Source organism: Chitinibacter bivalviorum (assembly GCF_013403565.1).
GTDB lineage: Bacteria > Pseudomonadota > Gammaproteobacteria > Burkholderiales > Chitinibacteraceae > Chitinibacter > Chitinibacter bivalviorum.
On the sequence record NZ_CP058627.1, the window covers coordinates 1,041,391 to 1,067,884 of the forward strand.

Sequence of the window (26,494 nt, forward strand, 5' to 3'; positions counted from 1 at the left end):
GACATTCTTAACCATCGATTTCTCGCATAGAATCTAACAGCGACGTGATTTACCACTGGAATTCATAACACGTTTCAGCGCTTTCATTTTGCGCATCACCTCACGAAGGCGGCCACGAAAGCGAGCACCGCAGTAGCCATGAATAGTGGCATTTTGACTTGATACAGCCTTGCCATCTACCGATACAGGGCCGGTCGATTTGAGCCAAGGTTTAGTACGTTGAATCGTCTCGCGCTGAGCTTGGCGCTGTTCTTCAGTCCAAATACGTGGCATTTTTCATCTCCAATTAAGTGCGCAACAGTGCACAAATTTTGCATAGTTCGTTCGCGAAAATAGGGGTTAGTGTTGCGCACGGATGCAAAATACCGAGCCCAAACAGCGCCATATGGTAATTTTGATAAAGGTTTAGGCGTAAAAAAACCGCCATCTTGGCGGTTGTAGTTAATTGCATTTTCGTTGTTTGCTGGGCTTGAAACGATGGTAAGTGCCAGAATAAAACTACGGCAGTTGAATGCCCATTTATTGCCCAGAATTTGAGTAAAGTGCGATATATTTCGGCAAATACGCTTGGTATTTTTTTCAACGAGTTGTGCAAAATGGGCTAGTTTTTTACGCCACTGCGCTGAACCAGCCGATACAAATGAAAACTTTGTAGACGCCATTCGAGCATTGCTGCTGTACTCCACAAGTCGTGCGCCCTTATCTTCAGGGCTACGTGCGGCAACTGCTTTTTCGATGTATTTGCTAACATACTTTGCAACGGCTTCAGTCGATGACTTAATAGGCATTAACTCTACGCGTCCAAATCCATACTTTTTCGCACGGCCTCGCCAAAATCGCCATTCACTCTTCAACGCAGTGCATGCAGATTGATAATTTTTACGCACCACTTCATCAAAGTTAAACCCACTTTGAATATCTGCCCGTAACACTACAAGCACATGGTAATGGATTCGTCCTGACTTGCAGCGTTCTAATACCCGTATGCGTGCTTGGTAGCGTTCACCAAGCACATGCGTGACCAGTGAATTAAACCTGCGCTGAGCTTCCTTGAAACACTTAACGTCATCTGGAAACGTTAAAGTTAAAAAGCCAATATGCTTGATACCGTGTTCCTTGATGAGCGCTTCTACATTCCACCCGAGCGCCGCTGCCGCTTTCTTGTGTGCTGTGCTGAGTTGATTATGCCCCTCCAGCTCTGCAATTGAGATGTCATTTAAATGGGGGGCATCCGCCATTCCGGTTGAGTTGTTTCTATTTAGACAAGGAAGCGCCCCGTCAATGGGCGCCGACTTGTTTTCAGCTACAATGAAAGTCATGTTGTTAGTTCCATTGAAAATGAAAAAAGCCCCGTACTGCGTCGAACAGTCGGGGCTTATTTTTTGGGTAGATGGCTGCGTTGCTTATGCGGAACGTTGCGACTCAAGCCATTTATCTAGTGCGGCTTTACTAAACATTGTTGCGCGCCCTCGCTTGAGACGAGGGGGGAAGCTACTGTCATTGCTGGCATGCCGATGCACTCCTCGAACGCTAATCTTTAAGTAGGCCGCAGCCTGTTGCACGTCGAAATTTACAACCATGTGAATATTTTCCGTAGTTGATGTCGTAAATTGCAGGCACAAAAAAACCCGCACGAGGCGGGCCGAATATAAATTTGAAATACTGATGTTTCAGTATCGCTTCATTTAGCACGTTTGGTTTCAAGCCATTCCAGCAACTCTGAATCGCACCGGGTTTCGCGGAGGCTGTTTGGTTTGAGTCAGACCAACATGGTCTGCTCACTTTGCTGACGATAATAGTTAGCTTCTGCTTCCGCAGGTGGGATATGGCCAATCGACCCCAGCAAACGATGATGATTGAACCACGAAACCCATTTCAATGTCGCTAGCTCCACAGATTCTAGGCTTTTCCATGGACCTAAACGATGAATTACTTCCGCTTTGTAGAGCCCGTTAATCGTTTCGGCTAGCGCATTGTCGTAGCTATCGCCGGTCGTACCCACGGATGGCTCAATCCCTGCTTCCGCCAATCGTTCGGTATAGCGAATCGACACATATTGGGCAGATTCAACCGGTCGTCGCAACACCGTATTATTATGGAGGTGTATAATGGGACGACCTGCAGGGTGGATGCTGAAGTTGACGGGGCGTGGTGCGATGCGCTCGCCAGGCGCGCCATCACTTCGCCGAGAAACGGAGCGGTTATTTTGGGAACAGATTGCTACCGGAATCACAAGCGAAAAGGCAGCGGAGGCCGTTGGCGTATCGCAAGCAGTAGGAACACGCTGGTTCCGTTATCGCGGCGGGATGCCATTGTTTATGTCTAACCACATATCAGGAAGATACTTATCATTCGCTGAGCGAGAAGAAATTGGACTGCTCCAAGCGCAAAGTGTTGGTGTGCGTGAGATTGCTCGCCGCCTTGGGCGAAGTCCGTCGACAGTGTCTCGGGAGTTAACTCGTAACGCAGCAACTCGTAGTGGCCGACTCGAATATCGTGCTTCAGTCGCGCAGTGGAAGGCGGAACTGGCGGCTAAAAGACCGAAGCCAGCGAAACTGGTGACTAATCTGCCATTGCGCCACTACGTGCAAGAGCGCTTGGAGGGCAAGGTTCATAATGCTGATGGCCTTGAGATTGCAGGGCCTAGACAGGCGCCGTTCAAGGGACGAAATAAACCGCATCGCGGTGACCGTAAATGGGTCAATGGTTGGTCGCCTGAGCAGATTGCCAACCGGCTTCAAATCGACTTCCCGGGTGACGAATCTATGAGAATCTCCCACGAAGCCATATATCAGGCGCTCTACATACAGGGTCGAGGAGCTCTCAAGCGTGATCTGGTGAGTTGCCTGCGTACAGGGCGGGCGTTGCGTATACCGAGAGCCAGAGCGCAGGCCAAAGCGTGGGCACATGTTAGCGAAGACGTTATGATCTCTAATCGCCCTGCTGAGGTGGAGGGTCGTGCGCTACCAGGGCACTGGGAGGGAGACTTGATCATTGGTTTGAACCGATCCGCGATAGGGACGTTGGTCGAGCGATCAACTCGATACACCATGCTCGTACATCTGCCTCGCGAGGAGGGCTATGGGCTGACTCCGCGAGTGAAGAACGGCCCCGCACTTGCCGGCTATGGAGCCGTCACCATGGCCAATGCACTGAAGAAGACAGTGACTAGCCTACCTGCACAATTGTGGCGATCATTAACTTGGGATCGAGGGAAAGAGTTATCAGATCACGCCCGCTTTACTATTGAGTCAGGAGTAAAGGTCTTCTTTGCCGACCCTCACAGTCCATGGCAGCGCGGCACAAACGAGAATACGAATGGTCTTTTGCGACAATATTTCCCGAAAGGCACTGACTTATCGCGATGGAGTGCCCAAGAGATTCAAGCTGTAGCCAATACACTAAACACCCGGCCCCGAAAAACACTCGGTTGGAAAACACCTATCGAAGCACTGAATGAGTATCTGAAATCTGTTCAACAAACGCGTGTTGCGACGACCGGTTGAATCTGCCTTGTGAACCACGGTCGCTGTGATGAATCAGCACCTCACGCTCAGGCTGTCGCGCCCACAGCGCTTGCTCCAATGCATCAAGTACAAACTCGGTGTGCATGCTGTGACTGACTCGCCAGCCCACGATATACCGAGCGAATACATCAATGACAAACGCCACATACACGAAGCCTTGCCACGTCGACACGTAGGTAAAGTCCGACACCCACAGCTGATTCGGTCGTTCGGCGACGAATTGACGGTTTACATGGTCGCGAGGGCAAACGGCAGCAGAATCTGAATAGGTCGTTCGCACCGCTTTGCCGCGCGTGACGCCGCGCAAACCAAGGCTGCGCATCAAGCGTTCAACAGTACAACGCGCCACCGTATGTCCATCACGCTTGAGCGCGCGCCAAACTTTGGCTGCGCCGTAGACCTGATAATTCGCTTTCCAGACCTGCGCAATTTCACTGCTCAATTGCTCATCACGAATGGCCCGTTGGCAGCGCAACGCAGGATTGCGCTGCCGAGCGGCATACCGTCGATAAGCAGACGGAGCGACCTGTAAAAGTTTGCAGATCGGCTCGACCCCGTGCTGCTCACGATGGGTATCGATGAATCCCCTGACTACTTCAATCGGCGGTCGAGCTCCGCCTGCGCGAAATACGCGCTGGCCAGGCGCAGAATTTCATTGGCCTTTTTAAGCTCGCGCACCTCACGCTCCAAGGCTTTGATGCGTTCACTCTCAGCGGCATTTTTATTGGCAGGAACAGCATCGCCACCTTGCCTACGACACCAGTTACGCAACGTTTCGGGCGTGCAGCCAATTTTGCTGGAGATGGAAACGAGGGTGGCCCACTCGGACGGATATTCCGCGCGGTGTTCAATCACCATGCGCACAGCACGTTCGCGGACTTCAGGGGAAAACTGAGTTGATTTCTTCATGACACCATTCTCTCAAGAATTGGAGCCTCCGCGAAACCCGGTGCGATTCAATATACCTTTGCCCCTTGCGACCGGTAAGCACAGAATTAGTCTGTAGACAGGTAAACCTTAGTTAGCCAAGCAATTTCTCAAAATCGAAGAACGCATTCTATTTGCTGTACCCCATACACAATCGCAAATCAATTACGACGAAATTATGAAAAACTCACTCTCAAATTTAGCAGAAAGAATCAAATCGGCAGCAGCGAACACCACAGAAGTTACTACAGCAAAAGTAAAGGAAGCGACCGAATACACTGCGGGGATAGGTAACAAACTCACAGAGTTGAGCGCAGATGCAACAAACGCCATAAGTGAATCTATTGGTGAAACGGCATCGGCAGCAAACACTTTAGCCAAAACCACTTACTCATCATTATCAGAGACCGCTGCTAAAGTTGGTAGCGCGGCAACAGATGTCGCCGCTGTGGCTGGTTCCGCAATCGCTTCAGGCGTAGATACCCTTGGTAAGGGTGCAGCAACTGTAGCTACGACAGTATTCGACCAAAATGGTGATGGCAGCTTTGACCAAGAAGACCTGAAAATTTTGACCCAAAAAGGTATGGTTGCAGCAAAGGCTGCTACCGCTGAGATGGCTACCATTGCAAAGACTGTTGCGCAGGATGTAGCCAAATCTGAATTGGTTAAAGATACGGCATCTGCGGCAGCGGTAGGGTATGCGTCCGGCGTAACCACCTAGTCGGACGCTCAGGTTTGAATTAGCCGCGCAGCGGCAGTAATTCATCAATCCGGCTGTTGGGCCAAGTGGGGAGTTTTTCCAGCGTATCCTTCAGCCACTCTGATGGCTCAATGCCATTCAGTTTGGCAGTCGCCAACAAACTTTGGATGGCGGCTGCGCGTTTACCGGCGCGTTCGCTGCCCGCGAATAGCCAATTCTTTTTGCCAATCGCAATCGGCCGGATGGCATTCTCAATCGGATTGTTGTCGATCGGGAGATCACCCGTTTCGGCGTAATGAAGAAGTGCTGGCCAGCGCCTCAACGTGTAGTCGATGGCTTTTGCTAAGCCGCCACCATTAGCGATATTCGGGCGCAGTTTCAACAGCCAGTCGTGCAGCGATTGTAGTTCGGGTTGGCTGTGCAAGGCGCGGCTTTGCGCGCGTTGCTCTGCGGTTTGGCCTTTGGCTTGTTCTTCGATGGCGTAGAGTCGCGCAATTCTTTGCAACGCTTCCGCTGCCACCGGATGACCACCCGCTGCGTGTAGCTCAAAGAATTTACGTCGAGCGTGTGCCCAGCAGCCGATTTCTCGCACGCCATTGGCAAACAAGGCTTTGTAGCCACTGTAGTCATCGACCATCAGTGTGCCGCGCCAATCCTGTAAATAGTTGGCGGCATGCTGACCACTGCGGCTGATTTGATAATCGAACACCACCATCGGTGGGCTACCACTCAGATCATTGCTGCGATACGCCCATAAATACGCGCGTTTGGTTTTACCTTTGCCTGGATCCAGTTGCTGTACTGGGGTTTCATCGGCATGCAGGCTGGTTTGTTGTCGTAACTTCTCGCTCAGTCGATCCGCCAGCGGTTGCAGTGCTACGCCAATTCGGCCGATCCATTCACTTAAGGTACTGCGCGCCAGAATGACTTGCTGGCGGGCCGCAATTTGTTCAACGCGATACAACGGTAAGTGATCGAGGTATTTGCTGATCGCCACCCAAGCCAATAAGCCCGGCGTCGCCATTCCGCCGTCAATCACCGCGGGTGGAACTGGCGCTGCAGTGATGGTTTCGCACAGGCGGCAGGCATACTGCGGCCGGATGTGGCGCACCACAAAGAAACGGGCCGGCTCGATCTCCAAGTGTTCGCTAACGTCTTCGCCGATCTTGACCAATTGGGCTTGGCATTGCCCGCAAGTGCATTGCTCGGGTTCGTGCCGAACTTCAACGCGCTCCAGATGCTCGGGCAATGGCTGACGCCCAGCACGCGGACGGGCTTTGAGGCGGGAAACGGGCGCATCGTCGCAGGTAGGCACTTCATCCAGCTCGGCGGCAATCGCCGCCAAATCCTGTTCGGCATCATCGTCGAACAATTGTTTTTGCTCGACCGTGAGCGCTTCGCTTTTAACGCCGAATTTGATGCGTTTCAAATGCGCCAGCTCTAGGATGAGTTTCTGGTTCTTCAACTCTAGAGATTGAATTTGAGCCTGCAACTGTGCGACCAATACCTGAGCTTCCGCCTGAGAAGGCGGATTGGTAGCAACCGTAGGAAGGCTTGGTACGAGCGTCATGCCGCTATTTTACTGGGCTCGAGCGATACCAGCTAGACCTGCCAATGACTTGGCGGCGTAGCGCACAATCGTTGCCAATCCACACCATTAACAAGCCAATGCCATTGTTCTCTGGGCATTGTAAAAGTAGCCTCACCCAAAGTCGGCCAGTGGAAACGCCCAGAGTGTAAACGGCGCTGGCAGAGCCAGACGCCATTGCCATCCCAGATTAATAACTTCAGTCGCGAATACGTTCGATTGGTAAACCCATAGGCAGTGCCATCGCACGGTGAACGGCCGAGGGTTTGTTGTACCAGCAATGACAGACGTTCGATACTCCAGCGCATATCGACGGGGGTGACCAGCAAGAAGACCTGTTCGGGTTGAATCATCGCAACAAAGCCTGAATTAAAGCCAGACAGGCCTGCGCCTGATCGGCGGGCCATTCAATGCTTAAATCGCGTTGACCTTGGAGAAATTTCAAACGAATGGGTGCAGATGCTGGAGTTGGCGTATCAGCGATTTGGATCGGCATGAAGGTCAATGCTGGTGAGGCTGGAGATACGTCACGAGAATTCGTTAACGACGAAGACTCTGGATCTGTACTGCGGCGCGCATCGGCCAACCATTTATGCACGATGTTATCGTTGAGGTCATATTGGCGCGCGATGGCTGCGACTGAAACACCGGGTTGGTGACAAGCAGCCAGCACAGCAGCCTTAAATTCGGGGCTGTGCTTGCGACGAGATCTACGGGGTGTTGATTGAAGTGGGAGTATAGCGTCCATGTGTCCACCTAAGTTTATCGTGGACACGATCATCCCAAGGAACGATAACGCTATTCAACGTGGGTCGGCTGGATGCTTACGCGGTAGGGGCTGTCATAGCAATTCCTGTTCCGCTAATCGGCCCAGCGGCCGGAGCGTTCATTGGTGGCACGCTGGGGGCTTATAAAAGCTTCAAGAAGAAATAAAATCACCTGCAAAGCTGACAAATTTGAATTCTTTGCTCATATTGAATTCTTTGCTCATAACTAAATGTTAATCTGGGCAAAGATGCCGCACACATTAATATCAATTTTAATAATAATTTCGAAAATAAGAAGAAATAAAACAATGACAACAGCAAACATCTTGAAAACTGCGCCTATTATTGCATTAGCAATATTCTGTACCAGCGCAAATGCGGCTTTCGTGAATTTTCAATTCTCAGGATTTATCACGGAAAGCTATGACCCAACAAACCTGCTCAATGGTACTTATCGTGCTGGGGATACATTTTCAGGGTTAATTAGCTACAACACGGAAGCCACTCAGGATGGCTGGAAGGGGCTCTACAATTTTAGAACTGACGGTTCCATTTCAATTACTTCTTCAAAAAACACATTTTTTGGGACAAGTACTTGGCCGAACTGCAGTACATCCCCAAACGGAAATACTCCAACGGGGCGCTGCACTGATACTTTTAATATTAGTGTATCCGACAATGGAGCGGCTGAAGGTGACCGTCTTGCTTATTCTAGTAGCGCTGTAACCTACAATGGAAAAGCAATGCCTGGAGCACCGAGTGGTGCAGGTGTTCAGTTGCGTTTACAGGATACCATATCCCAAACTGCCATTTCGAACTTGGAATTGCCATTATCTCCACCAAAAATAGAAACATTTAACCAACACCTAATTTATATTGGTGCAAGTGGCAATGCAATTCCAACAAATACACTTTACAGCATTACCGGGACTGTAACAAACATCTCCCCAGTTCCGGAACCCGAACAATACTCATTAATTGGAATTGGGCTCATGGGGCTAATATTCAGGCGCAGACATATTTTAAAAGGAAAATCTGCAAAATAAATAGATTTGCATTGCAGACTAAAGGTTGCACATCACTGAAACCAAGCACTTAGCCAAACATTCCTGCTTGGTTAAGCGCTAAATATTGTTTCAAGTTTCCCCCCAGTGCAACATCACACCTATAAGCTCGTCTAATTTTGAATATTCACTCGTACCGCTTCATCTTTAACACGCTTGATAGTCGCCCTTCCACATCCAAGCAAATCTTGAATGGCATTCCACGATTTGCCCTCTGCAAGTAGGCTTGTGATTTTTCTATGCAAGTCGATGTCTTTCGGTCGGCCTTTGTATAAGCCTTGCACTTTGGCCTTGGCAACACCTTCTGCTTGGCGACGGCGGCGGTCATCGTAGTCTTTGCGGGCAATCGCTGCGAGCATATCGAGCAGCATATTGTTGATGGCAGCCAGCATCAATGCGGTAAAACCATCGCCATCTTTCAGCATCGTATGGCTGGTCGGTAAATCCAGCGCCACGATGCGCACGCCTTTTTCAGCTATCAGTCGCCGTAGTTTCAGCCAATCATCATTCTTTAGTCGGCTGAGGCGGTCTACTTGCTCGACGAGTAGTACATCACTGTGGCTCGCATCACTCAGAAGCCGCATTAGCTCTGGTCGGTCGAGTTTTGTGCCGCTTTCATTTTCAACGTAATAACTCGCGATACGTAAATCATGGTTTGCGGCGAAAGCATCGAGTTGCCGCTTGGCACGGCTGGCGTCTTGCTCTTTGGTGCTGGCGCGTAGGTAAGCTCGGACGAACATAGTAAAACCCCACTCAAAAGTTCCGTTTACATGGTTTCAATGCAGGCGGTTTCGTTTGAGTGGTTTTAACTATTTATTGAACCAAATGATGAGCGGTTTGGGCTTGGTTTCGTATAGGTATAGTCAAAAAGACAAAAAATCTTGAAGTACAGAAAAAGTGGCTTAGCTGTAGTTAAGCTGCAGCACACACACCTTCGAAGCGCGATACTAGCTTTAAAGCCCAAACCACTCGAAACAGTTAAAGGCATACCCTTTAAATTTAGTTCCAAATTTGGAACTAAATAAAATATTCAAATATAGTTCCAAATTTGGAACTAAATATAATATCAGGCATACGCCCCGACAAACGGTTGCAAGTCAAGCTTGAATCAAGAAAATTCTTGGCTACATTGAAAAAGATGAGTCGATTAGTCAATGGAAAGCGGGTAAAACGCCCCAGCGTAAATCACGCCAGTCACACTCATTGGAAAAGTTAGATGCTAGAAAACTACAGGAGAAAATTGCTCTTGTGCATGATGACATTGCAGCTATAGCAGTGGCAATCCGTCTTCACCATAGACATTATGAAAACTAGGAGAAAGAAGAGCCTGAGGATGTGGTGATACTTTTTCATGACGCATTTACCTCAGTATTTTTTGCTTCGGACAAATACCTCGTTCAAGTTTAACCATCTCAAAATCAAAGACCTTATTAATCAAGATTTGTTAGCGATTTACAAAACAACCGAACATAACAGCACCATCAGAACGCCCTAGCTTACCTTTGAATCACAGCGACGCATTAGACCCACAAGGAACTCAATATTATGAGCAAAATAAACAAATCGTCAGATTACATTAATAACTGCACGATATATGCACTCATGGCAAATGACGATAACGAGATTCGATATATTGGTCAAACAACTAACCCTCTTCGAAAAAGACTAACGGAGCACATTTACGAGGCAAAAAATAAAACAACCTACAAGCACCATTGGATTAATTCGGTTTTAATGCGCGGTGCCAAGCTATTGATTGTGCCCATAGAAGAAAACACCAATATTGCTAGAGAAATTTATTATATTGCGAAATATAAGGAGGAAGGTCACCGATTGGTCAATCTTACCATCGGCGGGGAAGGCTCTCCTGGTGTTAAATTATCGCTGGAGCAACGAGCTCAAATATCACAGCGGATGCTTGGTAATCAATTTGGGAAAAGCAATTTGGGACGCCAATTTTCAGTCGAACATCGTGCAAAGCTCTCTTCGAGGTTAATTGGCAACACGCGCTCCGCAGGCAAAACCCCAGTGAACAAAGGGAAGCCCCAGTCTGCGGAGACCAAAGCCAAGATTGGTGCGAGGTTACGAGGTCGCACTACAAAACCCATGCCTGTCGCATTGAAAAACTATCTAACAGCCCTAAGTACAGGTAGAAAAGCAAATGAGGTAACTCGCCAAATATGGCGCACACAACGTAAGGGGTGTTTGAACAATGCTTCCAAATTGACGGATGAGCAAGTTTTGCACATTGTCGGTTTACTTCAGGTGGGGGTTGTTCAAGTTGAAATTGCAGAGCAGTACCATATTAGCCAAACACTTGTCAGTCGCATCCGGCGAGGAGAAGCGTGGACTCACCTAACTAAGCCTGAAGAAAACCCATTATGTCCACTACGTATTCCTGGAGTTGACTCACGCACCGGCATAGCTAAGACACCAGAGCATCGCGCTAAAATTAGCGCAGCTCTTCGTGGTCGAAGTTCTCCTTGGACCGCCGAGCGTAATCGAGCAAACAAAGGAAAGCCTGGGCATTCTATTTCAGTTGAAGTACGCCAGAAAATTTCAGAAGCCAATACGGGTCGGAAGAAGGAATGGTTAGCCCAAGCCAACCAAAATCGTAATTGGTCACAGGAAAGCCGCGATAAAATAAGTGAAGCTAATCGAGTTTTAACGAATAGCGATATTCGAGAAATTAAGCGCTTACTGGCGGAAGGATTCATGAATGGAACAGCTATCGCCCGTCAATTCAAGGTTAGTCCCTCGCTGATTAGTCAAATCAAACTAGGTAAGAAATATCTCGGTATAAAGTGAGTGCCCTTCAAATGACCCCATAATAGCCCACAACAGCGCGAGAAAAATGTGGGGCTAGATGTGGGGCTTCCAATCAATGGACGCAAAAAAACCCTGAATAATCAGGGCTTTAACGTTTAATTCTGGCGGAGAGAGGGGGATTCGAACCCCTAAACGTAGAAATCAGCCGTATGCCAACCGTTTAACAGCCTCAATACGAGGCTGTTTTTTTATCGTTGATATACGGGTGATTACTGCAATGTGTGCCAATAAATGTGCCAAGCATCTTGAACAATTATTGCATGTTCAGTGTCTGCCGCAACTTATTCGTGTAGTCGAAGCAAATCCGGTAGTCGGCAGCTAATTTGTTGGCGTCTCGGGTGAGATCGAGAAGATTTGCAGTAATCGAGTCTGGAAGTCGAATGCTGGCGGTTCCGGAAGCGTTGGTGGCGGTGGAACTTTGATTGCTGGTGTTTGTACTACTGCACCTGGTGCTTCCTGCGTCGGGTTTGAAGCGCAAGCCACCAGCAGCAGCGATGCGGCGCACATTATCAGCATTGATTTTATTGATTTGGATTTCATACAACGCCCTTTGTTGGTTGAGCTGCCCAATAATATCAGCCAGCAGTGATTGAAGATCGGCGACTTTCTTTGTTGCCAGAGCCAATTGGTTGGAGGCCTGAGCCTTTTGCTCATTCAGTGCTGCGTTATGGTTGGATATCACTGTATTCAGCTCCGCATCTGCAAAATGCTTTTCGACAGCAAAGCCTGTTCCAAAACTAATGGCGCCAATAAGTAGCGCACAAATAAGCAGTGCAGCCATTCGGTATTCGGCAGGAATTAGATTGAACATATTCACCCCCGATCCAAGAACGCATAGCGTGGCTGACGCACAATTAATATGTTGTGTGGATATTCTCGAGCGATATCGGCGGCAGTCCGCGAATAGCCTGGTAAGTTCTTGGCAGACTTTCCATCCGCCAGCTCAGCATGCCCAAACCATCGCGCAGGATCACAACCCGATTTGGTACTGCAAAGCGCTCGTCGTTTCGCTAATGTGCCGGGCCCAGCGTTATACCCTACCAGCATCATTGCCAGTTGCTCGCGCCGATCATCAACCCCACGAATTGACGAATAGAGACCTTTGTCTTGAAGAACCAATGCCCGAGATTGATACATTGGGTTGTAGGGCTTATCCCATGACCACCCCGCCAACAAAGCCCCATAACGTCGCTTTGCCTCGGCCATGCAATCAAACTTATCCGTTCGCGTGCACTGCCCTAGCCCGACGCCTCGCTCGTTATTGTTCTTGGCGTTTCGATTTTCAGCCCGTTCCGACCAACAATGCTTTGATTTCAGCGTGATGCAGGTTTCCTGCTCGACCTGTGCCGCAAGTGCTGACGGCATTGGATGATCAGGCCAGAACTGCATTTTTGCATCCATCACGATTGGCAGATTCTGATAGGCATTTGCTGGCAGACCTCGTGGTAGGTCAGATTCAGCATTGGCCGGACGAACAAACAGCGTCACCCCTGCCCATAACAAAGCAGCCATAAAACCAACAGTGGCAGCAAAAACGATGGCTGCGCCGATTGGATCATCAGCTGCTCGTCGCGCCGTAGAGATAAGCTGCACGCCGCCAAGCGCAATACGGCGCAGTAAATGCACCAGCAACACCAGTAACACCAACACAAACCCCACCACCGACAGCAGATCACCAGGTAAACCGCCCCAAGGTATAAAGTGCAATGAGGCGGCTAACACCAAAGCCAGGATTAGCCACTGGCCCACCCGATGAAAATCACCTCGCAATTCATTCCATACTTGATTCCACTTCATGATTTAATCCCCGTTTTAAGCCACAGCCAAACCAGTGCAATTGCCCCGCCGATGCCCGTTGCCCATTTCAGAAAGCCACCCAAAGCGCTCAAAACAGCCACCGTACCGCGCGCGCTGTCATAGACTTCAAGCAGTGATTTAATGTCTTCCAGAAGCTGCTTGACCTCCGTGACGTGCTGGCTGTGCGTATCCACCAGCAAGTCAATCCGTCGGATATCTGCACAACTCTGATCGTTTTTGCGCTCGATTTCGTTGAAACGCTCTGCGCCTAATTCCAATCGTCGATCAAATCCCTCTGCCCGGCTTTCTAACTGTCGCAACGCCTCGCGTAACTGGCTCACCAACTCAGCCAATTGAAAATACTGCGCCCACGTTGGTAACGGCATGCCGTGCATCGTGCGACCTAATTCTTCGAAGTCAATTTCGTTTTTCTGTTCGCCCATATCGCCCCCTAGGCAAAAAAATCCCGCACTTGGCGGGTTATTGTTTTTTGATCTGCTGAAGGGCTAAATTACGCCCAGAGAATGGATTACATCGATGTACGATCGGTATTCGCTCACGTGGGTCGCGATATAAATTGCCAAGCTTCCAGCCGATACGCAGATTCCACGGCGAATGGCTAATTTCAAAAGCACGGAGGCCAGTTCCGTCCCGAGCGAGTAGCAGATAGCCGCCGACCCAATCATGCTTTATGAGCTTTAGTGTTAAAGGGTCAAAGCCGATGCCGAGCCATTCTGAAAACCCAGCGGCCGGATTGCGCCACTGCCACAACACATACGTCCACCAGCCCGCTTTGTGCGTTGCGCAGAAGTTCGCATCACCGTCGCAGCCATCCATGCGCGAATCTGGCGTTTGAAACCACCACAAACAGCGAGGCAGATAGCCGTCAGAATGCACAAAGAGCGCAATCAGCGGGGCCAGCAGCATGGCCAGCACCGTAAACCCGAAATCCAGCAAGGCCAGCAATGGCCAAAGCAGCACCACCCACATATCAAACCCCGCTTAACAATGGCAATTCGCCCAGCAATTGATCAACACTTGGTTTATCGCGCTTACCAGAATTGACCAAATCAAGCTGAGCATAGGCGTACTCCCACACCTTTGAGCGCCATGCGCGGAACGCTTTTCCGTCGTTTTGAAATTTCGGAACGCTTGGCTCCTCGGCGTACGTCACAGCTGTTTTTATGTCGTCGTAGCCATGCGCAACAGCAGCGGCGTCAAGATGCGCTTGGATCGCGGCTGCGTAGATTTTCGCCTCTTGCTCCGATGTTGGCGGCGGGGGATCCGCAAGAATAGGATCGCCGTTTTTATCGGCAATCATTACTTTATCGGCCGGCCGATTGGTCACAACTTCGTCATAGACTTCGCGCGGGTATTCCTTCGCGTCATCTGGCCATGTGCCTGCGGCTTCATAATCGGCGCGAAAATCAGGCGCGTACCATGTGTTATTTTTTACGGAATAGAACATTAGTCGAATCCTCTAGTATCCGATTGCTGACCAAAATATAGGGGCTGATACCCTAGTTGACGCAGAACTCCACGCAGAAACAGAGCATGTAGATACCGCAAGGGCATTAGGCGTAGCAAAATATCCTGCGCCTGACGCGTAAGCCGTGGCGACCAAACTCTTTACCGCAGTTGGGAACGCTATCGGATAGGTAATAGTCACATCTGCCGACGCGCTGGAAGTCAATGTCCCCCACTGAAGAATCAACCCACTAGGTAGCTTCTGGTATCCGTTGGCAGCAAGGGACGCAGCGAACTGCATGGACGCCCCAAGGTTCTGTATCCCGCCGAATGCCGTCCAGCCGCCCGTTCCCGATTGAACAAGAGCGTCGTCCCCGTCTTGGAGGACGATATTCCCCGTAGTGACTCGGTTGGTAAGAGTGTCCGCCCCCTGCGGCTGAATGATTCGGTTTGCGCCCGATGTGGAAGTTCTGAAATAAATGCACGTACCGACAGGAACTGAACTTGCGATAGGGAGCGTAATCGTTGCCCCTGCGGTGACGTAGACACACCGCCCTGCTGCCTGTGTCCCTGTTAAAACAAGGCCGTTTGTGCCGCTGACCGGAGCGCCAGACAGACTCCCCGCGCTATCCCGTAATTGAGCAATAAAAGCAAATGACGCCCGCAGATAATCATCAAGATTGTTGCCAATTGGATCAGTCCCTGCGGGGCTATTTGATGCTGCTACAATATTCAAATCAGTTATTAAAGCAGGAACGGGCATAGGAGCCTCCTGTAATGACGCTTATATTCGCTTGGTTAGGAAATTTTCTGCTGAAGATGGTGATCGGCTACGCGTACTTTCTTTTTTTTGAGACTTACAAAGCTTTGCGTCGCTTAGTTGTTGCTTGGTTTAATGCTCGGCGGCAGCGCAAGCGGGAAGGCGCGCATGGGGCCGGTGAGTAATGGGTTGTATTGCGACCCATAGAGCTCCATAAACGTTTTGAGTTGACTCGGTGTGATCGCCGTTGGATTAATCGCTGTACTCATCTTGCTGTTACGCCCCATTGCCTCAAGGCCAGCAACACCTAAATCACCAAATGGCCCAAGCACTTTCCCCGCCAGTGGAATGTTGCGCATTTCTCCCAACATCCGAGTCAGTTGCTGTGCCGTACCTGAATTGGGCATGATTGCGCCAGGTGGCACATCATTAATCCATTGGCTCATATTGGTGATGGGTTGAAGTGGGTTCTTGCCACCAAAGAGCATTTGCGCTTTTTCAGGCTCAATCGATCGCACCATGCTGTTCAATCGCCCTGGCAAAACTCTTCCTGCCAATGTGTCCGCATTACCTGCCGTTGCATTTTCAAGAATGTGTGAGAGCAATCCCTGTTTTGCCTCTGGCAGAACAGGTGCACTGTTCAAAATGCCCTGTAGGTTCTCAATCGGCATATTGAACACATCGCGACCAAAATTCTCAGGAACATACTTGCCCTTATTGATCGGATCATAAAGCGGGTTGCCTTCTTGCCATTTGAAGCGTGCAGAAGCAGCTTCACGCGCTTTTTGATTCAGCGCTAGCGTGTCAGCCTGCGATAATTTGCCATTGCCTCCGACTGCTGTGCTTAGCTGTGAACCCGCGGGCTTTTGTGCTTCCAGCGCTTCAAGTAGGCCACTTTTAACGGTCTGCAATGCGGCACGCTTCTCGGCATCGTTGGTATTGTAAATCAGCCCATTCAGGGCTTGTAACCGCTGTAATGCAACCCCCATTGTGAAAGGTTCTTTGCCTTCAGCGACATTATTGAGCCAGCGAATCGCATCAGATCCATGCAGAACACCGCCCTGCATGTTCTCATCCAGTTTGGTACTGACATTGTTTACGAAGCCCATACCATCCAAAGGAATGCTCATATCGCCATGCTCACGCATTTGGCTATACAACCCATCCACATGAGACTTCATAGCGTCATCAATGCCCTGCACCTTGCCGCGTGCCGCATCGCCCAGCTGATACAGTGATCGGCTGTCTCCCTCGCGCAGGCCAGTCAGCATATCCATCAGCGAGTTATTGGCCTTCGCAAACCGTTCTGAAATGACAGGGCTCACCCCCATCATGCCGCGCTCACTCGCCATTTGGATTGGATCGCGCGTTACCCAGCCCTGTAGCGGATCAATCCCCGCCTCTTTGAACTGAGCTAGGCGAGCTAACGCATTTGGATCAAGATCTTTCCCAGTCGTAACGGCTTTTTTAACGTCTTGTGAGATCACATTTTTGGTGACGTTTGAAAGCTGGTTAAAATCAAAATTGCTAGCCTGCCCAGCCTTGGCAATAGCCTCATTGACCTTTTGCTGGATGGCATAGGGCGATGATACGAGCGCATCAAGGCGCGAAGTAACGCCTTTCACTGTTGGTGCGATGCGCTGCCCAACATAATTAACAGCAGCAGGTATTGCTTTGCTGAGGCCTTGACCTGCAGCACCAAGCCCCATGCCCAGTACGGGATTCAAAAGCGACTCTGTGTCATCCTTGGATGGCATGATCGCGCCTGTTGCACCACCCAAAGCCACCGCACCCTTGAGGGTAGTTGGATTCATCATTGAACTGCCAATGCTTGCCACGCGCGGGGCATTTAAAGCTAGGCCTGCCCCTTTCACCAATCCACCAGGCGCAAGCACCAAGCCGATATTGGTCGCGATGTTGCCAACCTTACCTGCAGTGGTGTCCATCAATGGCTTATTGCGAGCTCGATCTTCAGCCACTTGCTCTTGAAGTTGCTGAGTTCGTGTTTTGGGTTGTTGACCAGTAATGATGCTGGATAAATTTAGCTTCACAGGATCAACAAAGTCAGCAGCGCGCGCGCCCAGCTGCTTAATGCCAGTGCCGAGATCGTCAAAGGCCATACCTGCGCCTGCTAAAGTCCGGTAAACCGTGTCATTTAGCTTAATGCCTGTATCCAAAGGCCCAATCTTGAATGTTGCACCGTCAGCCTTGGTTGGGTCGATGTCTTGAACTGGAGCCGCGATGGGCTTGCTGGTAGGCCCAGATACTTCGTCAAAGGAATACGTCTTCCGACCCGAATCGGGAGCTGATACTTCATCAAACGAGTATGTTTTAGTCATTCACATTCCCTCCCTCAAAGTACAGACTCATAGTTTTTACCGTTCCAGCGCAACGGGCCATTGCTAGTGTCATAAACCGTGCCCGCCTTCATCTTCATGCGGTCAGGTTTGCCATTGGTCATTGGCAAGGCTTGAACTTGACCCTGTTGTGATGCCTTGGGCGTTGGCTGCGGCGTTGTTTGTTGTTGTGGCTTGGGCTGCGCGTTCAATTTTGCGAGTTGGGCTTGCAGCGCAATCACATTGGATTGCGACGCGTTGCGCTGCACTGGTGTCGCATTCGGATCACTAATAATTGCCTGATTCGCTTTCAGCTCATCAGTCAAAATACCGATCCGATCTGTGTCGCGTCGTTGCTGTACAGCTGGCGGCACTTTCCACGCTGGATTGTTCGGCGCTGGCGTCGCCACGGGCTTTGGGGTATTTCCTTGTGAATTACTATTTGTCGGTACTGTGACTCCATACAGCTTTAGGGTATCGCTCATGTCGTAGATTGGAAGAACTGTGTCCGTTCCTTCGATACTGCGCAATTTATTGACGTTTTGCTGATGGGCTTGCAGTGTATAAAGCGCCGTTTTACGCATAGTGTCATTCAACCGAAGCAATTCAGCTTTGGTCATATTGATATTGCCGGCGGCTGCATCAGCCAGCAATTTGCGCTCTCCGTCAGTAATCTGGCCTTGGCCGCGCATTTGCGCCGCAGCGTCGAGCTGACCTTGGGCTAAACCACGGATGACTTCACGTGTATTCGCAAGCTTGGCATCAGCATCTTTATCACCCATGCCTACCATGCTAAGAACTTGCTCGCCTTTTGCGCGAGTCTCTGCAAATGGCCCTGTGATTACATTACCGCTTTCGAGTAGTAATTTAATTTCATCGCTACGTTGCAGGGTGCTACGTGCTGTTTGGGCAGATGCGAAGGTGTTATCAACTTGCTTAGCCAGTCCTTCAGCCAAAGTGCCGCTGAATTTCTTGCCTGTGTCGATGCTAACGGTGGTGGTTGGCCGCCCGGCCGCCGCAATATCGCCCTTGCCGCTGATGTAGTTCGGGATCCATTCAACTACGCCTGTTTGCGGGTTCTTCCACATCCCTTCTGGCAATTTATGGTCGCCACCAGCAACCGGTTGATAGGTAGCTGGATTAAGAAGCGTCTCACCCTGCCCCAATTTAATCGGCGCAGGCGGCTTGCTCATATTCAACAAATTAATGGCCTGCTCAGGGTCATAAGGCAACATAGATTGAGCAACTGTTTTGTAGCTCGCAGGATCATCCAGCTTCAATTGACCGTAGATTTCACGCCGTTTCTGCTCGTTAATCTGGTTTTGGCGCATCGTTTCCATCTGAGTATTCATGATGTCCTGACGCGTTTGCTGCTGCTGCATGTCCTGATAATTGCCCAGCCCCTGTATAACGCCACGACCAATCGCAGGGGCAAACGAGCCGTAGTGCCCGGTGTTATTAGCCAAGATTCCCATCCCCATTTGCAGGTATGGGTTGTTCATGAGCGATTTGGCTGTATTGGCATCTCCTCCCGGCTCGCTCAGCTTATCCCACAGGCTTTTAGGTTGCGGCTGCGCTTGGACAGCTGGCTGAATTGGCGCAGGCTGTTGTGGGGCAGCAACCGCAGTAGGTGGCTCCATAGCAGGTGGCGTATCGGCCATGCTCGACATGTTTTGCGCATAATCCAGCAGGCCAAGCTTTTTAGCTACACCCTGATTTTGATCGATTTTATTGCTCAAATAGTCCCAAATGCCTGGCATGGCTGTATTCCTAAGAGATCAGGCCATACAGGCCTTGTTGGTTTTTCCCACCATAGATTGATTGCAGCATTTGGCTGTAATCAAAAGCAGGCTGTTTCACCTGTCTGTTCATCCATGGCATTGCTGTTTCTTGAGCAATGACAGGCGCAGGATGCAAAGCGGCAGCAGGCAGTGCGGCGATCGCAGGTGAAGGCGAGTATCCCTGTCTGCCACCATTGCCGTAATTGCTGCCATAGTTACCACCGTAACTTGCTCCAGCACTGGAGCTAGCGCCGCCATCACCACCCATTCGAGCGCCAATGGATCGCCCAAGCGACGCGCCAAACCCACCTCCACCTGGTATGCCTGTAGCAAGGCTAGCCCCCATGCCTAGCGCATTTCCGATGTTGTTGCCCATCGTAATGTTCCCAGCAATAGTGCCGTGCGCGTCAGTATTGTTGGACATGAAGCCCAGAGCCCCCATCAGCCCAGAACCGCCACTGCCTTGATTCTGTCCGTTGGAGCCATATCCAGTCCCCGCCCCGCCGAATCCATAGCCGCCATTAGTGCCGCCCATAGTCCCACCGTAGCCGCCTTGGTTGCCGCCATTACCACCGCCGAATCCACCCATGATTTTCTCCAAATTCCAATTACAGCAGCCCTAATAGACCACCGCCTAACGCACCTATTGGCCCAAACATGCCAAAGCCACTCATCGCACCGCCAAAGACATTGGCTGCACGGCTAGATTGATTTGGATTGGGAGACGAAGATGTATTGCCATAATTTGTGCCGACAGTGCCCTGTAACACGCCAAGACGGCGTTCAGGCTCCATATATTGCTGATACCAGTCTTGATAGGACTGATTCATTGCTGTCTGAGCAAGCTGTTGCTGCTGCTGTCCGACATCATTCAGCATCGCAAGATTTTGCAAATCAAATTGCTGCTGACGACCAAGGCGCGAATCAGCAAGACCTGCATTGCGTGCCGCATCTGTTTGCCACGCACCAAGGCGACGTGAAATATCGGAATCGGCAAGTGATGCGTTGCGTGCAAGGTCAGTTTGAGCGACGTTTGTCCGCCTATTCGCGTCGGCTTCGGCCATGTTGATTTGCTGGCCATAGTCCTGCATACGCATATCAGAAGAAACACGCCCTAGCGATTCTGCCAACGTACGATTAGCATCATTCTGCTGTTGATTCCATCCACTAGAGCCAAATGCACCGGCACGAACTGCTGCAGCATCAAGACCAGGCTTAATTGTGCTGCTGTAGTTCCGTGTGACATCGCCCTGTGCATAATTGATTTGGTCTTGCAGGTACGGATTGTTTTGCCCCAGATAACGGTTTGAGTAAACCGGCGTGGTCTGCCCCATGTACTGATTTGTTCCTACAGTGGCTTGTTGGCCTTCATAGGGATTCGTAGCTACTTGCTGGCCTTGCCGCGCCTGAACTGCGTTCTGGTACTGGGTTTGAGTTGGCGTAAAACCCGCCACGCGCTGACCAGAATATTGCTCATAGGGTCGGTTGTAGACGTTTTGAGCCTGTTGCAGCTGATTGACCAGATAGGGTTTAACATAATCCGGTGGCGCATTTACTTGCGTTATTGTCGACGGGGCTTTTAATCCAAATAATTTACCCATGTTTTAACTCCCGTTGATAAACCACCGACTTCGGTGTGAACCCGATGGTTTCTAGCCATTTGCACCAGCCTTTTCTCGGGCTGGAAAAGGTTATTTCTTTGGCAAATTCACCAGCGGCAATGGCGTCTAAATGCTCATTAAGGCAAAGCACCACGTCCGCGGAATGCCCAGCCACCCCAAAGATTTGCCAAAGGTGAAGCGTCTTCCCGAGAGGCTGAATCACGACATGACCCACAATTTCTTTTTCTGGCGTTAGGAATAAAAAAAGCCGCGCATTGGCGGCTTTTATTTCGTAAAAAACATCTTCAGCTAAATATGGCTCTTGCGCTTTGCTAATGACTCGCTCTACCCAAGGCCGAATAATTGGCCACACATCACCCAAAACGTGAGGCGAAACCCACTCAAGGGTTAATTTCCCGTCAGCATGCGACATTGCACCCAAGCCCCCGGCGTTCCGCTGGTGACGCAGCGCCAGCCATGAATAATGTATTTGCTGCCAGCGCTACCAAGCTCTGACGGCGTTTTGTTCAGCACAAAATCACCCTGCTGCCATGTTCCAGATGAAGGGGCTGCAGTTTGCGCGGAGTCATAGGCCGTTATTCTGCCGTCTGCCGTCGCATTAATCTGACTGGATGCAGATCGCAGCCATTGCATCAGAGCAAAGACCAGCGTCTTGTCATCCCCCGATTTCAAATTGGGTACATTGAGTTTCATTGCGTACCATCCGGAACCAGAGTTAAGTCAACGGCTGCTAGCTCAAATGAGCCGCTGGAGGTGGCAAGCTTGATCTGATGCCATCGCCCAGACCACAAAGGGTTGAATGCGCCTAAATACAATGCGGATGAACCGTGATTGCTCAGTGCCACCCCTGCATAATCAGCTGTGTAGTGAGTTAAGTTTGCCGCGCTTGGTATGGTTAGCCAGCGAGGGCGGACTTTGTTCAGCGTCGTGAATTCAGTGTCGTCGCCAAAGAAGCCGCTCGTCATCGAAGCTGCGCCAGGCGTTGCAGTTATCGTATTGAGTTGATGGGCCGTATCAATCACTGCTGCAACTGGATTTTCTGAAATCCAAAATGGCGAGTCATAGGCAATATTTGGCAATGCGTCCCAAGAAGCAGCCAAAGAGCCAAAATTATCGAATGTCATGCCGTTTGAAGCATATTCAATAATCGACTCAACATTCATGGAGCCAGCGCCCCATTTGTCCATCTTGTAGTGGTATGCAATCCATGAATCACAAACACCATTGCTACCCACCGATGGATAGAACCAGACTACCAATTTGCGCTGACGATCGTGCAAGCCCTGCACGCGTTGAATGTACTTAGGGTCAACGCGATTAAAGAACCATTTCCGAACTGGTGTCCCAATTGGCGTTGGCCGTACCCCATCAAAACGCCAAAAATCATCTTGGCTGATGAAAATATGCTCAGTTCCAATGCTGACAATGCACTCATGACTGATTGCCCCGATTTCGCCGGGTATTTCCTGCCATGACCAAATGAATGGTGCGCCTACATAACTAGCCAGAAACATGTTGCGCAGCTTGTACGCCACCATATTTTGACCAAGGCGCTTTGCCCCAATAACACGTCCCGCCGTGTCCATCAGTCGGCCAGTTGCGGCCTGCGTCGTACTGCTTGGCGTCCAAGTGGTGTAGTCATATAAGCCAGAGCACCACCAACGATCGGGAGAGTCTCCATAAGTCGCTTCGTTGGTATCAAACAGGAAAACAAAGCCCCCTACCGTCTCGCAGATCGATGCTTTAGGAGATCCAGCAAGATCAGCAAATGCACCGCTGATGCTCACCTGTGTTGCGTCGGATTTGTTGCAGCAAAGTGTTGCGTTGCCAAATTGAACAAAACGCCAACGAGAGTCAGGGCCTGTGGTGTAAACCGCAGCTCGACTCACGTCATTCCACGCTGAGCCAGAAAGCTCATAAATCTTGGTTTGTGTGCCCGCCAAAGTACGTTTTGTGTCGTCCAGTTTGCGCACCTTAGCTGCACCAAAGCATGCAGCTGGAAGTAGCGCACCAGATACAGCGATTGGCGATTCTAACGCCGCAAACCCACGCTCGGTAGGCACGATATTCGATACGTCAACCATTGCGCCAGGAGTCATTGGGTCAATATCTGGCGTAAATCCAAGCAATTCGGCCAGCATGTTAAACCCTCACATCGGTACGAACCCGCATCGTAAATTGCGCGGATCGGTCATCTGAAACTTCCGTGCTTTCAAAGGCGTCTTTGTAGAGCTGTTCCCAGACAGGAAGCCGCGCGTCGTCTTTCAGATAGGGCGCAGCTTGAAGCAGCGAGCCATACAAATACACATCAGGGCAGTTTGTCATTAGCCAATTTGTGCCATTTGCCGCCAGCGCGGGGAGTTTGGCGTAATACATCAACGTATAGCTGTAGGCGCTATCAGGGGCTGGAGCCATGACAATATTCTTGCCAATGAGCGTGAATACCCTAGGAAATGCACTATAGCCTTGCGAGTCACTTAAGGTATCTGGCGACACGTAAGCCACACGCATTGGCTTGCTGCCATTCATTACTGTCAACGATTTTGGCTCTACCGCATCCGATGGCAGTGGCAATGTGTCGCTGCTCAAAGCGCCAGAAGCAGAGGTTTCCATGGCTCGAACGCGCAAATCACGCGCTAACCGTGCTTCGGCCAACGCAATAAAATCGGGGATGACTGCAGTCAGGTTGTCGCGCTTGAGCCAGTTACCAATGCTGCTAACCAAATCGGTGTAGTTTGCCAGTGACATGTTTAGCCTCGGCCTTCACGGCCTTGATAAATTCGAAAGCCCGACAAATCAGGGTCATTAAGCATCGCCTGGGCATGCTTTGGTTCGCGCATGAATTCAGCAAAGGTGATGCTTGTGCGCTGGCAATATTTCTCGACCAGCACCATAGGAAAGCTAGCTGCATGACGCATGTCTTTGCTGCCATGAATGCCTTCGCGGGCTTTACGCTTGGCAGTCTCAAGAATGCCTTCAACATCCTGAGTTCTGACGATGGTCAGCTTGTCATCTGCATCATGTGCGGCGGTTTGAATCATGGTTACTGATCCTCTAGCGGCACGACTGATACTTTCGATGTTGAGCCGGCCAGAGCAGCAATGTGCGTGAAGCCCCAGCACCGCAAGACAACTGCATCGGCAGGTTGTACTAGCAAATCAACACTGCTTGCGGTTACACCCGCACTGGTTCCCAATTTCACATAGGTTTCCGCGGTGGCAGCGATGCGAACATACTTTGGAGCGGTGCCGTTTGAGGTTTGAGGAAGCGCTGCGCTTGCCGATGTTGCCGTTGCTGCGATATTGATGCCCGATGCCGTAACAGTCATTGCGCTTTCGTTCATGATTAATACTCCAGAAAACAAAAAACCCCGCCAAAGCGGGGTTCTTCATTACACAATGATTGATTAGGTCAGATCGCGGACCACGCCAGATGCCTTCTCTTGTCGTGCTTCTAGGCAGTACTCGGTAACGAGTGCAGCACCTTCACCGTCGAAGTTTTGTGGCAGGGCCTGCGTGCGAACACCATCAAGTGACGCCAATGCCCAGTAATCGAGATCCAGCACGAATGCAGAACGCGCACGCTGGAAGCGATTGGGCACAACTTTCAACGTACCGAAGTCCGATACATACACATCGACAGCCGCAACAAGTTTTTTGTCGTCGGCATTGTCAAAGCGCGTAGTCGCCGCGGTAAATGTTGAGAAGGTTTGCTTGTTTGATGGACCAACCATGATCATGGATGGATTGCCACCTTGCGTAAAACACTTCTGCAGCACGTTTTTCAACATGGCTTCAGTGAAAGCGCGTGCGGTGCCATCGGTTGGTGCGACATTGGTGTTGTAGTTTGGTGCAACGCCTGATGCGCCCAAATCACTATTGGTTGCCAACCAACCCTCAAGGCCACGTTGTTGGCGTGCAGTAGTTGAGTTACCCGCAACAGTGACATTGTTCTGTGTCAGTGCAAATTCCATATCGCGTGCGAGCTCTTTAGAAGCATTGGCAAGCTGATAGGCCAGCATTTTCTTAAAGCCATAGGCTGAAGTCGATTGCTGAGTACGCGAGACAATCACAGTTTTTGTACTGATCTGTGTGCGGTTGTTCAGACGCGCAGGCGTTGGGCGTGAGCCTGCAGCGAAAACATCACCCTCGACTGCCGCATTGTTTGCCGGTGCAGCGAGATCATCAGTGATCCATTCGTGCAATGTGTTGCTCGCCTTGGCCTTCTTGATGCCCGACAAGAACGGGGTATCGGTTGGCGCGATGTTGTAGATCACATCTGCAACATCTTCCTGATTTGTCAGCTGGTTATAGCTGAATGAGAGCTGAGTATTTGCTTGAATAGCCATTTTTGAAAATCCTTATGGATCAACCGAGCATGCGTTCAAAAATGCCTGCTGCGGTTTCGGTTCGATTTCCGCCCTGACCTGTCTTGAGGTTCTGCATGCCCTTGGTTCGGCCATCAGTTGGTTTGACAGGTTGACCACCTTTTAGTGGTTTTGGCGCTTGATTTACACGGTTTTGAACTTCCGGCTTTTTGGCCTGTAACTTATCGAATGCCATGGCCTTGCGAAGCAATACGAAAGCACGGTGATCACCCAAACCATCAACGTCTTGCTGCGTGAATCCATTGCTCAACAAGTAATCGCGGATTTGTGCTGATTCGGCCTTACGAACGGTTTCGTCTTTCCATTCGGGAATTGCGGTAAGTAGCTGCTCAACTTCTGACTGCAAGCTCTGCTGGTGAGCACGAAACTCTTCCTGCTGTTCAATGTGTTGAACTTGCTGAAGCTGGCCTTGAGCCTGTTGAAATTGATTGATGAGTTCCCGACGACGAAAATCGAGCTGCAATGCTTGCTGCGGGTTTTCCTGGATTAAAGCATTCCAGTCCAATGCATCAAGCTGCTGCAATTCATTCATTGCGACGTGACTAATCTGCTGGAGCTGTTGCGCATACTGACCACGTTGTTGACGTGCGGCTTCGGTCTCAGCCTGCGCCTGTCGGCGTTCCTCGGCCAAAGCTTGTGTTTTCTTCGTGTAATCAGCCTGCCGTAACAGGTAGTCAGCGCCATCTTTAGAAACCTTGATCTTCTTGCCATCGATCTCAATCTCTACGAGTTCATCGCCATCTTCCTGTTCTGATGCGTCTTGCTCTGCATTTTCATCAGACTCACCGTTCTCCAGCTGGCTATCATCCACTGGCAGCTTGTCAGACTCTCCTGCTTGGCCTTCATCATCAGATTGCATGCCTGCAGCTTCACGCATTAGGTCTGCAATACTTGGTTCACCATTGTCTGAGGCCGCTTGTTGTTGGGCTTGTTCTTCCATGG

28 protein-coding genes, 2 pseudogenes and 1 other annotated feature are annotated in these 26,494 nt (G+C 50.3%); of the genes and pseudogenes, 4 read left to right on the forward strand and 26 right to left on the reverse strand.

The genetic code is table 11. The features are described 5' to 3' along the window. Positions 1-176: 176 nt before the first annotated feature. The 3 genes and pseudogenes from HQ393_RS04800 to HQ393_RS04810 form a co-directional block, all read right to left on the reverse strand. Positions 177-1,319: a rolling circle replication-associated protein gene (locus tag HQ393_RS04800; protein WP_179357708.1), complete on the reverse strand. Its 1,143-nt coding sequence runs from the start codon at positions 1,317-1,319 to the stop codon at positions 177-179. A gap of 84 nt (positions 1,320-1,403) precedes the next feature. Next, complete coding sequence (locus HQ393_RS18020) at positions 1,404-1,580, reverse strand: helix-turn-helix domain-containing protein (RefSeq protein ID WP_179357709.1); 177 nt, start codon at positions 1,578-1,580, stop codon at positions 1,404-1,406. A 179-nt stretch (positions 1,581-1,759) separates the two neighbouring features. Then, a pseudogene (locus HQ393_RS04810) lies at positions 1,760-2,062 on the reverse strand (integrase core domain-containing protein); the annotation flags it as partial. Positions 2,063-2,129: 67 nt separating this feature from the next. Here HQ393_RS04810 and HQ393_RS04815 point away from each other — a divergent pair. Further along, a complete protein-coding gene (locus HQ393_RS04815) occupies positions 2,130-3,506 on the forward strand; it encodes an IS30 family transposase (protein ID WP_179355150.1) in 1,377 nt (458 codons plus the stop codon). A gap of 7 nt (positions 3,507-3,513) precedes the next feature. Here the strand turns inward: HQ393_RS04815 and HQ393_RS04820 are convergent. Then, positions 3,514-4,436: pseudogene (locus HQ393_RS04820) on the reverse strand (IS3 family transposase); the annotation flags it as partial. Next, positions 4,045-4,161 (reverse strand) — a sequence feature (AL1L pseudoknot). It overlaps the preceding pseudogene by 117 nt. Positions 4,437-4,632: 196 nt before the next feature. Between HQ393_RS04820 and HQ393_RS04825 the strand changes: the two are divergent. Next, positions 4,633-5,175: a hypothetical protein gene (locus HQ393_RS04825; RefSeq protein ID WP_179357710.1), complete on the forward strand. Its 543-nt coding sequence runs from the start codon at positions 4,633-4,635 to the stop codon at positions 5,173-5,175. A 19-nt stretch (positions 5,176-5,194) separates the two neighbouring features. On the opposite strand, the gene tnpC is transcribed toward HQ393_RS04825, so the two are convergent. The 3 genes from tnpC to HQ393_RS04840 are packed head-to-tail and all read right to left on the reverse strand — an operon-like array spanning position 5,195 to position 7,490. Next, entirely contained in the window at positions 5,195-6,724 is a 1,530-nt protein-coding gene (tnpC, locus tag HQ393_RS04830) for an IS66 family transposase (RefSeq protein ID WP_179357711.1), read from the reverse strand. Positions 6,725-6,756: 32 nt separating this feature from the next. Then, positions 6,757-7,095, reverse strand: a complete 339-nt coding sequence (gene tnpB / locus HQ393_RS04835; RefSeq protein WP_179357712.1) for an IS66 family insertion sequence element accessory protein TnpB — start codon at positions 7,093-7,095, stop codon at positions 6,757-6,759. Beyond that, positions 7,092-7,490 carry a transposase gene (locus tag HQ393_RS04840; RefSeq protein ID WP_179357713.1) on the reverse strand — a complete coding sequence of 133 codons (399 nt, stop codon included), beginning with the start codon at positions 7,488-7,490 and terminating at the stop codon, positions 7,092-7,094. Before HQ393_RS04840 ends, tnpB begins: the two co-directional genes overlap by 4 nt. A gap of 327 nt (positions 7,491-7,817) precedes the next feature. Between HQ393_RS04840 and HQ393_RS04845 the strand changes: the two genes are divergently transcribed. Then, positions 7,818-8,555, forward strand: a complete 738-nt coding sequence (locus HQ393_RS04845) for a PEP-CTERM sorting domain-containing protein (protein ID WP_179357714.1) — start codon at positions 7,818-7,820, stop codon at positions 8,553-8,555. A 131-nt stretch (positions 8,556-8,686) separates the two neighbouring features. Here HQ393_RS04845 and HQ393_RS04850 read toward each other — a convergent pair whose 3' ends face one another. Next, positions 8,687-9,313, reverse strand: coding sequence for a recombinase family protein (locus tag HQ393_RS04850; RefSeq protein WP_179357715.1), 627 nt, complete (start codon positions 9,311-9,313; stop codon positions 8,687-8,689). Positions 9,314-10,118: 805 nt separating this feature from the next. Here HQ393_RS04850 and HQ393_RS04855 point away from each other — a divergent pair. Beyond that, on the forward strand, positions 10,119-11,381 hold the full coding sequence (locus HQ393_RS04855; protein ID WP_179357716.1) for an NUMOD3 domain-containing DNA-binding protein: 1,263 nt from the start codon (positions 10,119-10,121) through the stop codon (positions 11,379-11,381). A 274-nt stretch (positions 11,382-11,655) separates the two neighbouring features. On the opposite strand, the gene HQ393_RS04860 is transcribed toward HQ393_RS04855, so the two are convergent. From HQ393_RS04860 to HQ393_RS04940, 18 genes are all read right to left on the reverse strand, one after another. Then, complete coding sequence (locus tag HQ393_RS04860; protein ID WP_179357717.1) at positions 11,656-12,213, reverse strand: hypothetical protein; 558 nt, start codon at positions 12,211-12,213, stop codon at positions 11,656-11,658. Between the two features lie 2 nt (positions 12,214-12,215). Beyond that, positions 12,216-13,199 (reverse strand): transglycosylase SLT domain-containing protein, encoded by a 984-nt coding sequence (locus HQ393_RS04865; protein ID WP_179357718.1) that lies wholly within the window; start codon positions 13,197-13,199, stop codon positions 12,216-12,218. Continuing rightward, positions 13,196-13,642, reverse strand: coding sequence for a hypothetical protein (locus HQ393_RS04870; protein ID WP_179357719.1), 447 nt, complete (start codon positions 13,640-13,642; stop codon positions 13,196-13,198). Before HQ393_RS04870 ends, HQ393_RS04865 begins: the two co-directional genes overlap by 4 nt. Before the next feature lie 37 nt (positions 13,643-13,679). Continuing rightward, complete coding sequence (locus tag HQ393_RS04875; protein WP_179357720.1) at positions 13,680-14,189, reverse strand: DUF7338 family protein; 510 nt, start codon at positions 14,187-14,189, stop codon at positions 13,680-13,682. Between the two features lies 1 nt (position 14,190). Beyond that, positions 14,191-14,667 (reverse strand): hypothetical protein, encoded by a 477-nt coding sequence (locus tag HQ393_RS04880; protein WP_179357721.1) that lies wholly within the window; start codon positions 14,665-14,667, stop codon positions 14,191-14,193. A gap of 12 nt (positions 14,668-14,679) precedes the next feature. Continuing rightward, complete coding sequence (locus HQ393_RS18105; RefSeq protein WP_438833118.1) at positions 14,680-15,429, reverse strand: gp53-like domain-containing protein; 750 nt, start codon at positions 15,427-15,429, stop codon at positions 14,680-14,682. A 113-nt stretch (positions 15,430-15,542) separates the two neighbouring features. Further along, the gene (locus tag HQ393_RS04885) at positions 15,543-17,765 is read right to left on the reverse strand and encodes a hypothetical protein (protein ID WP_179357722.1); all 2,223 of its coding nucleotides are present in this window, start codon (positions 17,763-17,765) and stop codon (positions 15,543-15,545) included. Between the two features lie 14 nt (positions 17,766-17,779). After that, entirely contained in the window at positions 17,780-19,522 is a 1,743-nt protein-coding gene (locus HQ393_RS04890; RefSeq protein ID WP_179357723.1) for a hypothetical protein, read from the reverse strand. Between the two features lie 10 nt (positions 19,523-19,532). Further along, positions 19,533-20,132 carry a hypothetical protein gene (locus HQ393_RS04895; RefSeq protein WP_179357724.1) on the reverse strand — a complete coding sequence of 200 codons (600 nt, stop codon included), beginning with the start codon at positions 20,130-20,132 and terminating at the stop codon, positions 19,533-19,535. Positions 20,133-20,151: 19 nt separating this feature from the next. After that, positions 20,152-21,144 carry a hypothetical protein gene (locus tag HQ393_RS04900; RefSeq protein ID WP_179357725.1) on the reverse strand — a complete coding sequence of 331 codons (993 nt, stop codon included), beginning with the start codon at positions 21,142-21,144 and terminating at the stop codon, positions 20,152-20,154. Further along, positions 21,137-21,577, reverse strand: a complete 441-nt coding sequence (locus tag HQ393_RS04905; protein WP_179357726.1) for a hypothetical protein — start codon at positions 21,575-21,577, stop codon at positions 21,137-21,139. The genes HQ393_RS04900 and HQ393_RS04905 overlap by 8 nt, the downstream gene beginning before the upstream one ends. Then, on the reverse strand, positions 21,553-21,858 hold the full coding sequence (locus tag HQ393_RS04910) for a hypothetical protein (RefSeq protein ID WP_179357727.1): 306 nt from the start codon (positions 21,856-21,858) through the stop codon (positions 21,553-21,555). Before HQ393_RS04910 ends, HQ393_RS04905 begins: the two co-directional genes overlap by 25 nt. Beyond that, positions 21,855-23,306 carry a hypothetical protein gene (locus HQ393_RS04915; RefSeq protein WP_179357728.1) on the reverse strand — a complete coding sequence of 484 codons (1,452 nt, stop codon included), beginning with the start codon at positions 23,304-23,306 and terminating at the stop codon, positions 21,855-21,857. The genes HQ393_RS04910 and HQ393_RS04915 overlap by 4 nt, the downstream gene beginning before the upstream one ends. 1 nt (position 23,307) lies before the next feature. Then, positions 23,308-23,913, reverse strand: a complete 606-nt coding sequence (locus HQ393_RS04920) for a phage adaptor protein (RefSeq protein WP_179357729.1) — start codon at positions 23,911-23,913, stop codon at positions 23,308-23,310. Positions 23,914-23,915: 2 nt separating this feature from the next. Continuing rightward, complete coding sequence (locus tag HQ393_RS04925; protein ID WP_179357730.1) at positions 23,916-24,206, reverse strand: hypothetical protein; 291 nt, start codon at positions 24,204-24,206, stop codon at positions 23,916-23,918. Positions 24,207-24,208: 2 nt separating this feature from the next. After that, positions 24,209-24,508 (reverse strand): hypothetical protein, encoded by a 300-nt coding sequence (locus tag HQ393_RS04930; protein ID WP_179357731.1) that lies wholly within the window; start codon positions 24,506-24,508, stop codon positions 24,209-24,211. A 63-nt stretch (positions 24,509-24,571) separates the two neighbouring features. After that, the gene (locus HQ393_RS04935; protein WP_179357732.1) at positions 24,572-25,513 is read right to left on the reverse strand and encodes a DUF5309 domain-containing protein; all 942 of its coding nucleotides are present in this window, start codon (positions 25,511-25,513) and stop codon (positions 24,572-24,574) included. Between the two features lie 19 nt (positions 25,514-25,532). Further along, a complete protein-coding gene (locus tag HQ393_RS04940; RefSeq protein WP_179357733.1) occupies positions 25,533-26,492 on the reverse strand; it encodes a hypothetical protein in 960 nt (319 codons plus the stop codon). Positions 26,493-26,494: the final 2 nt, after the last annotated feature.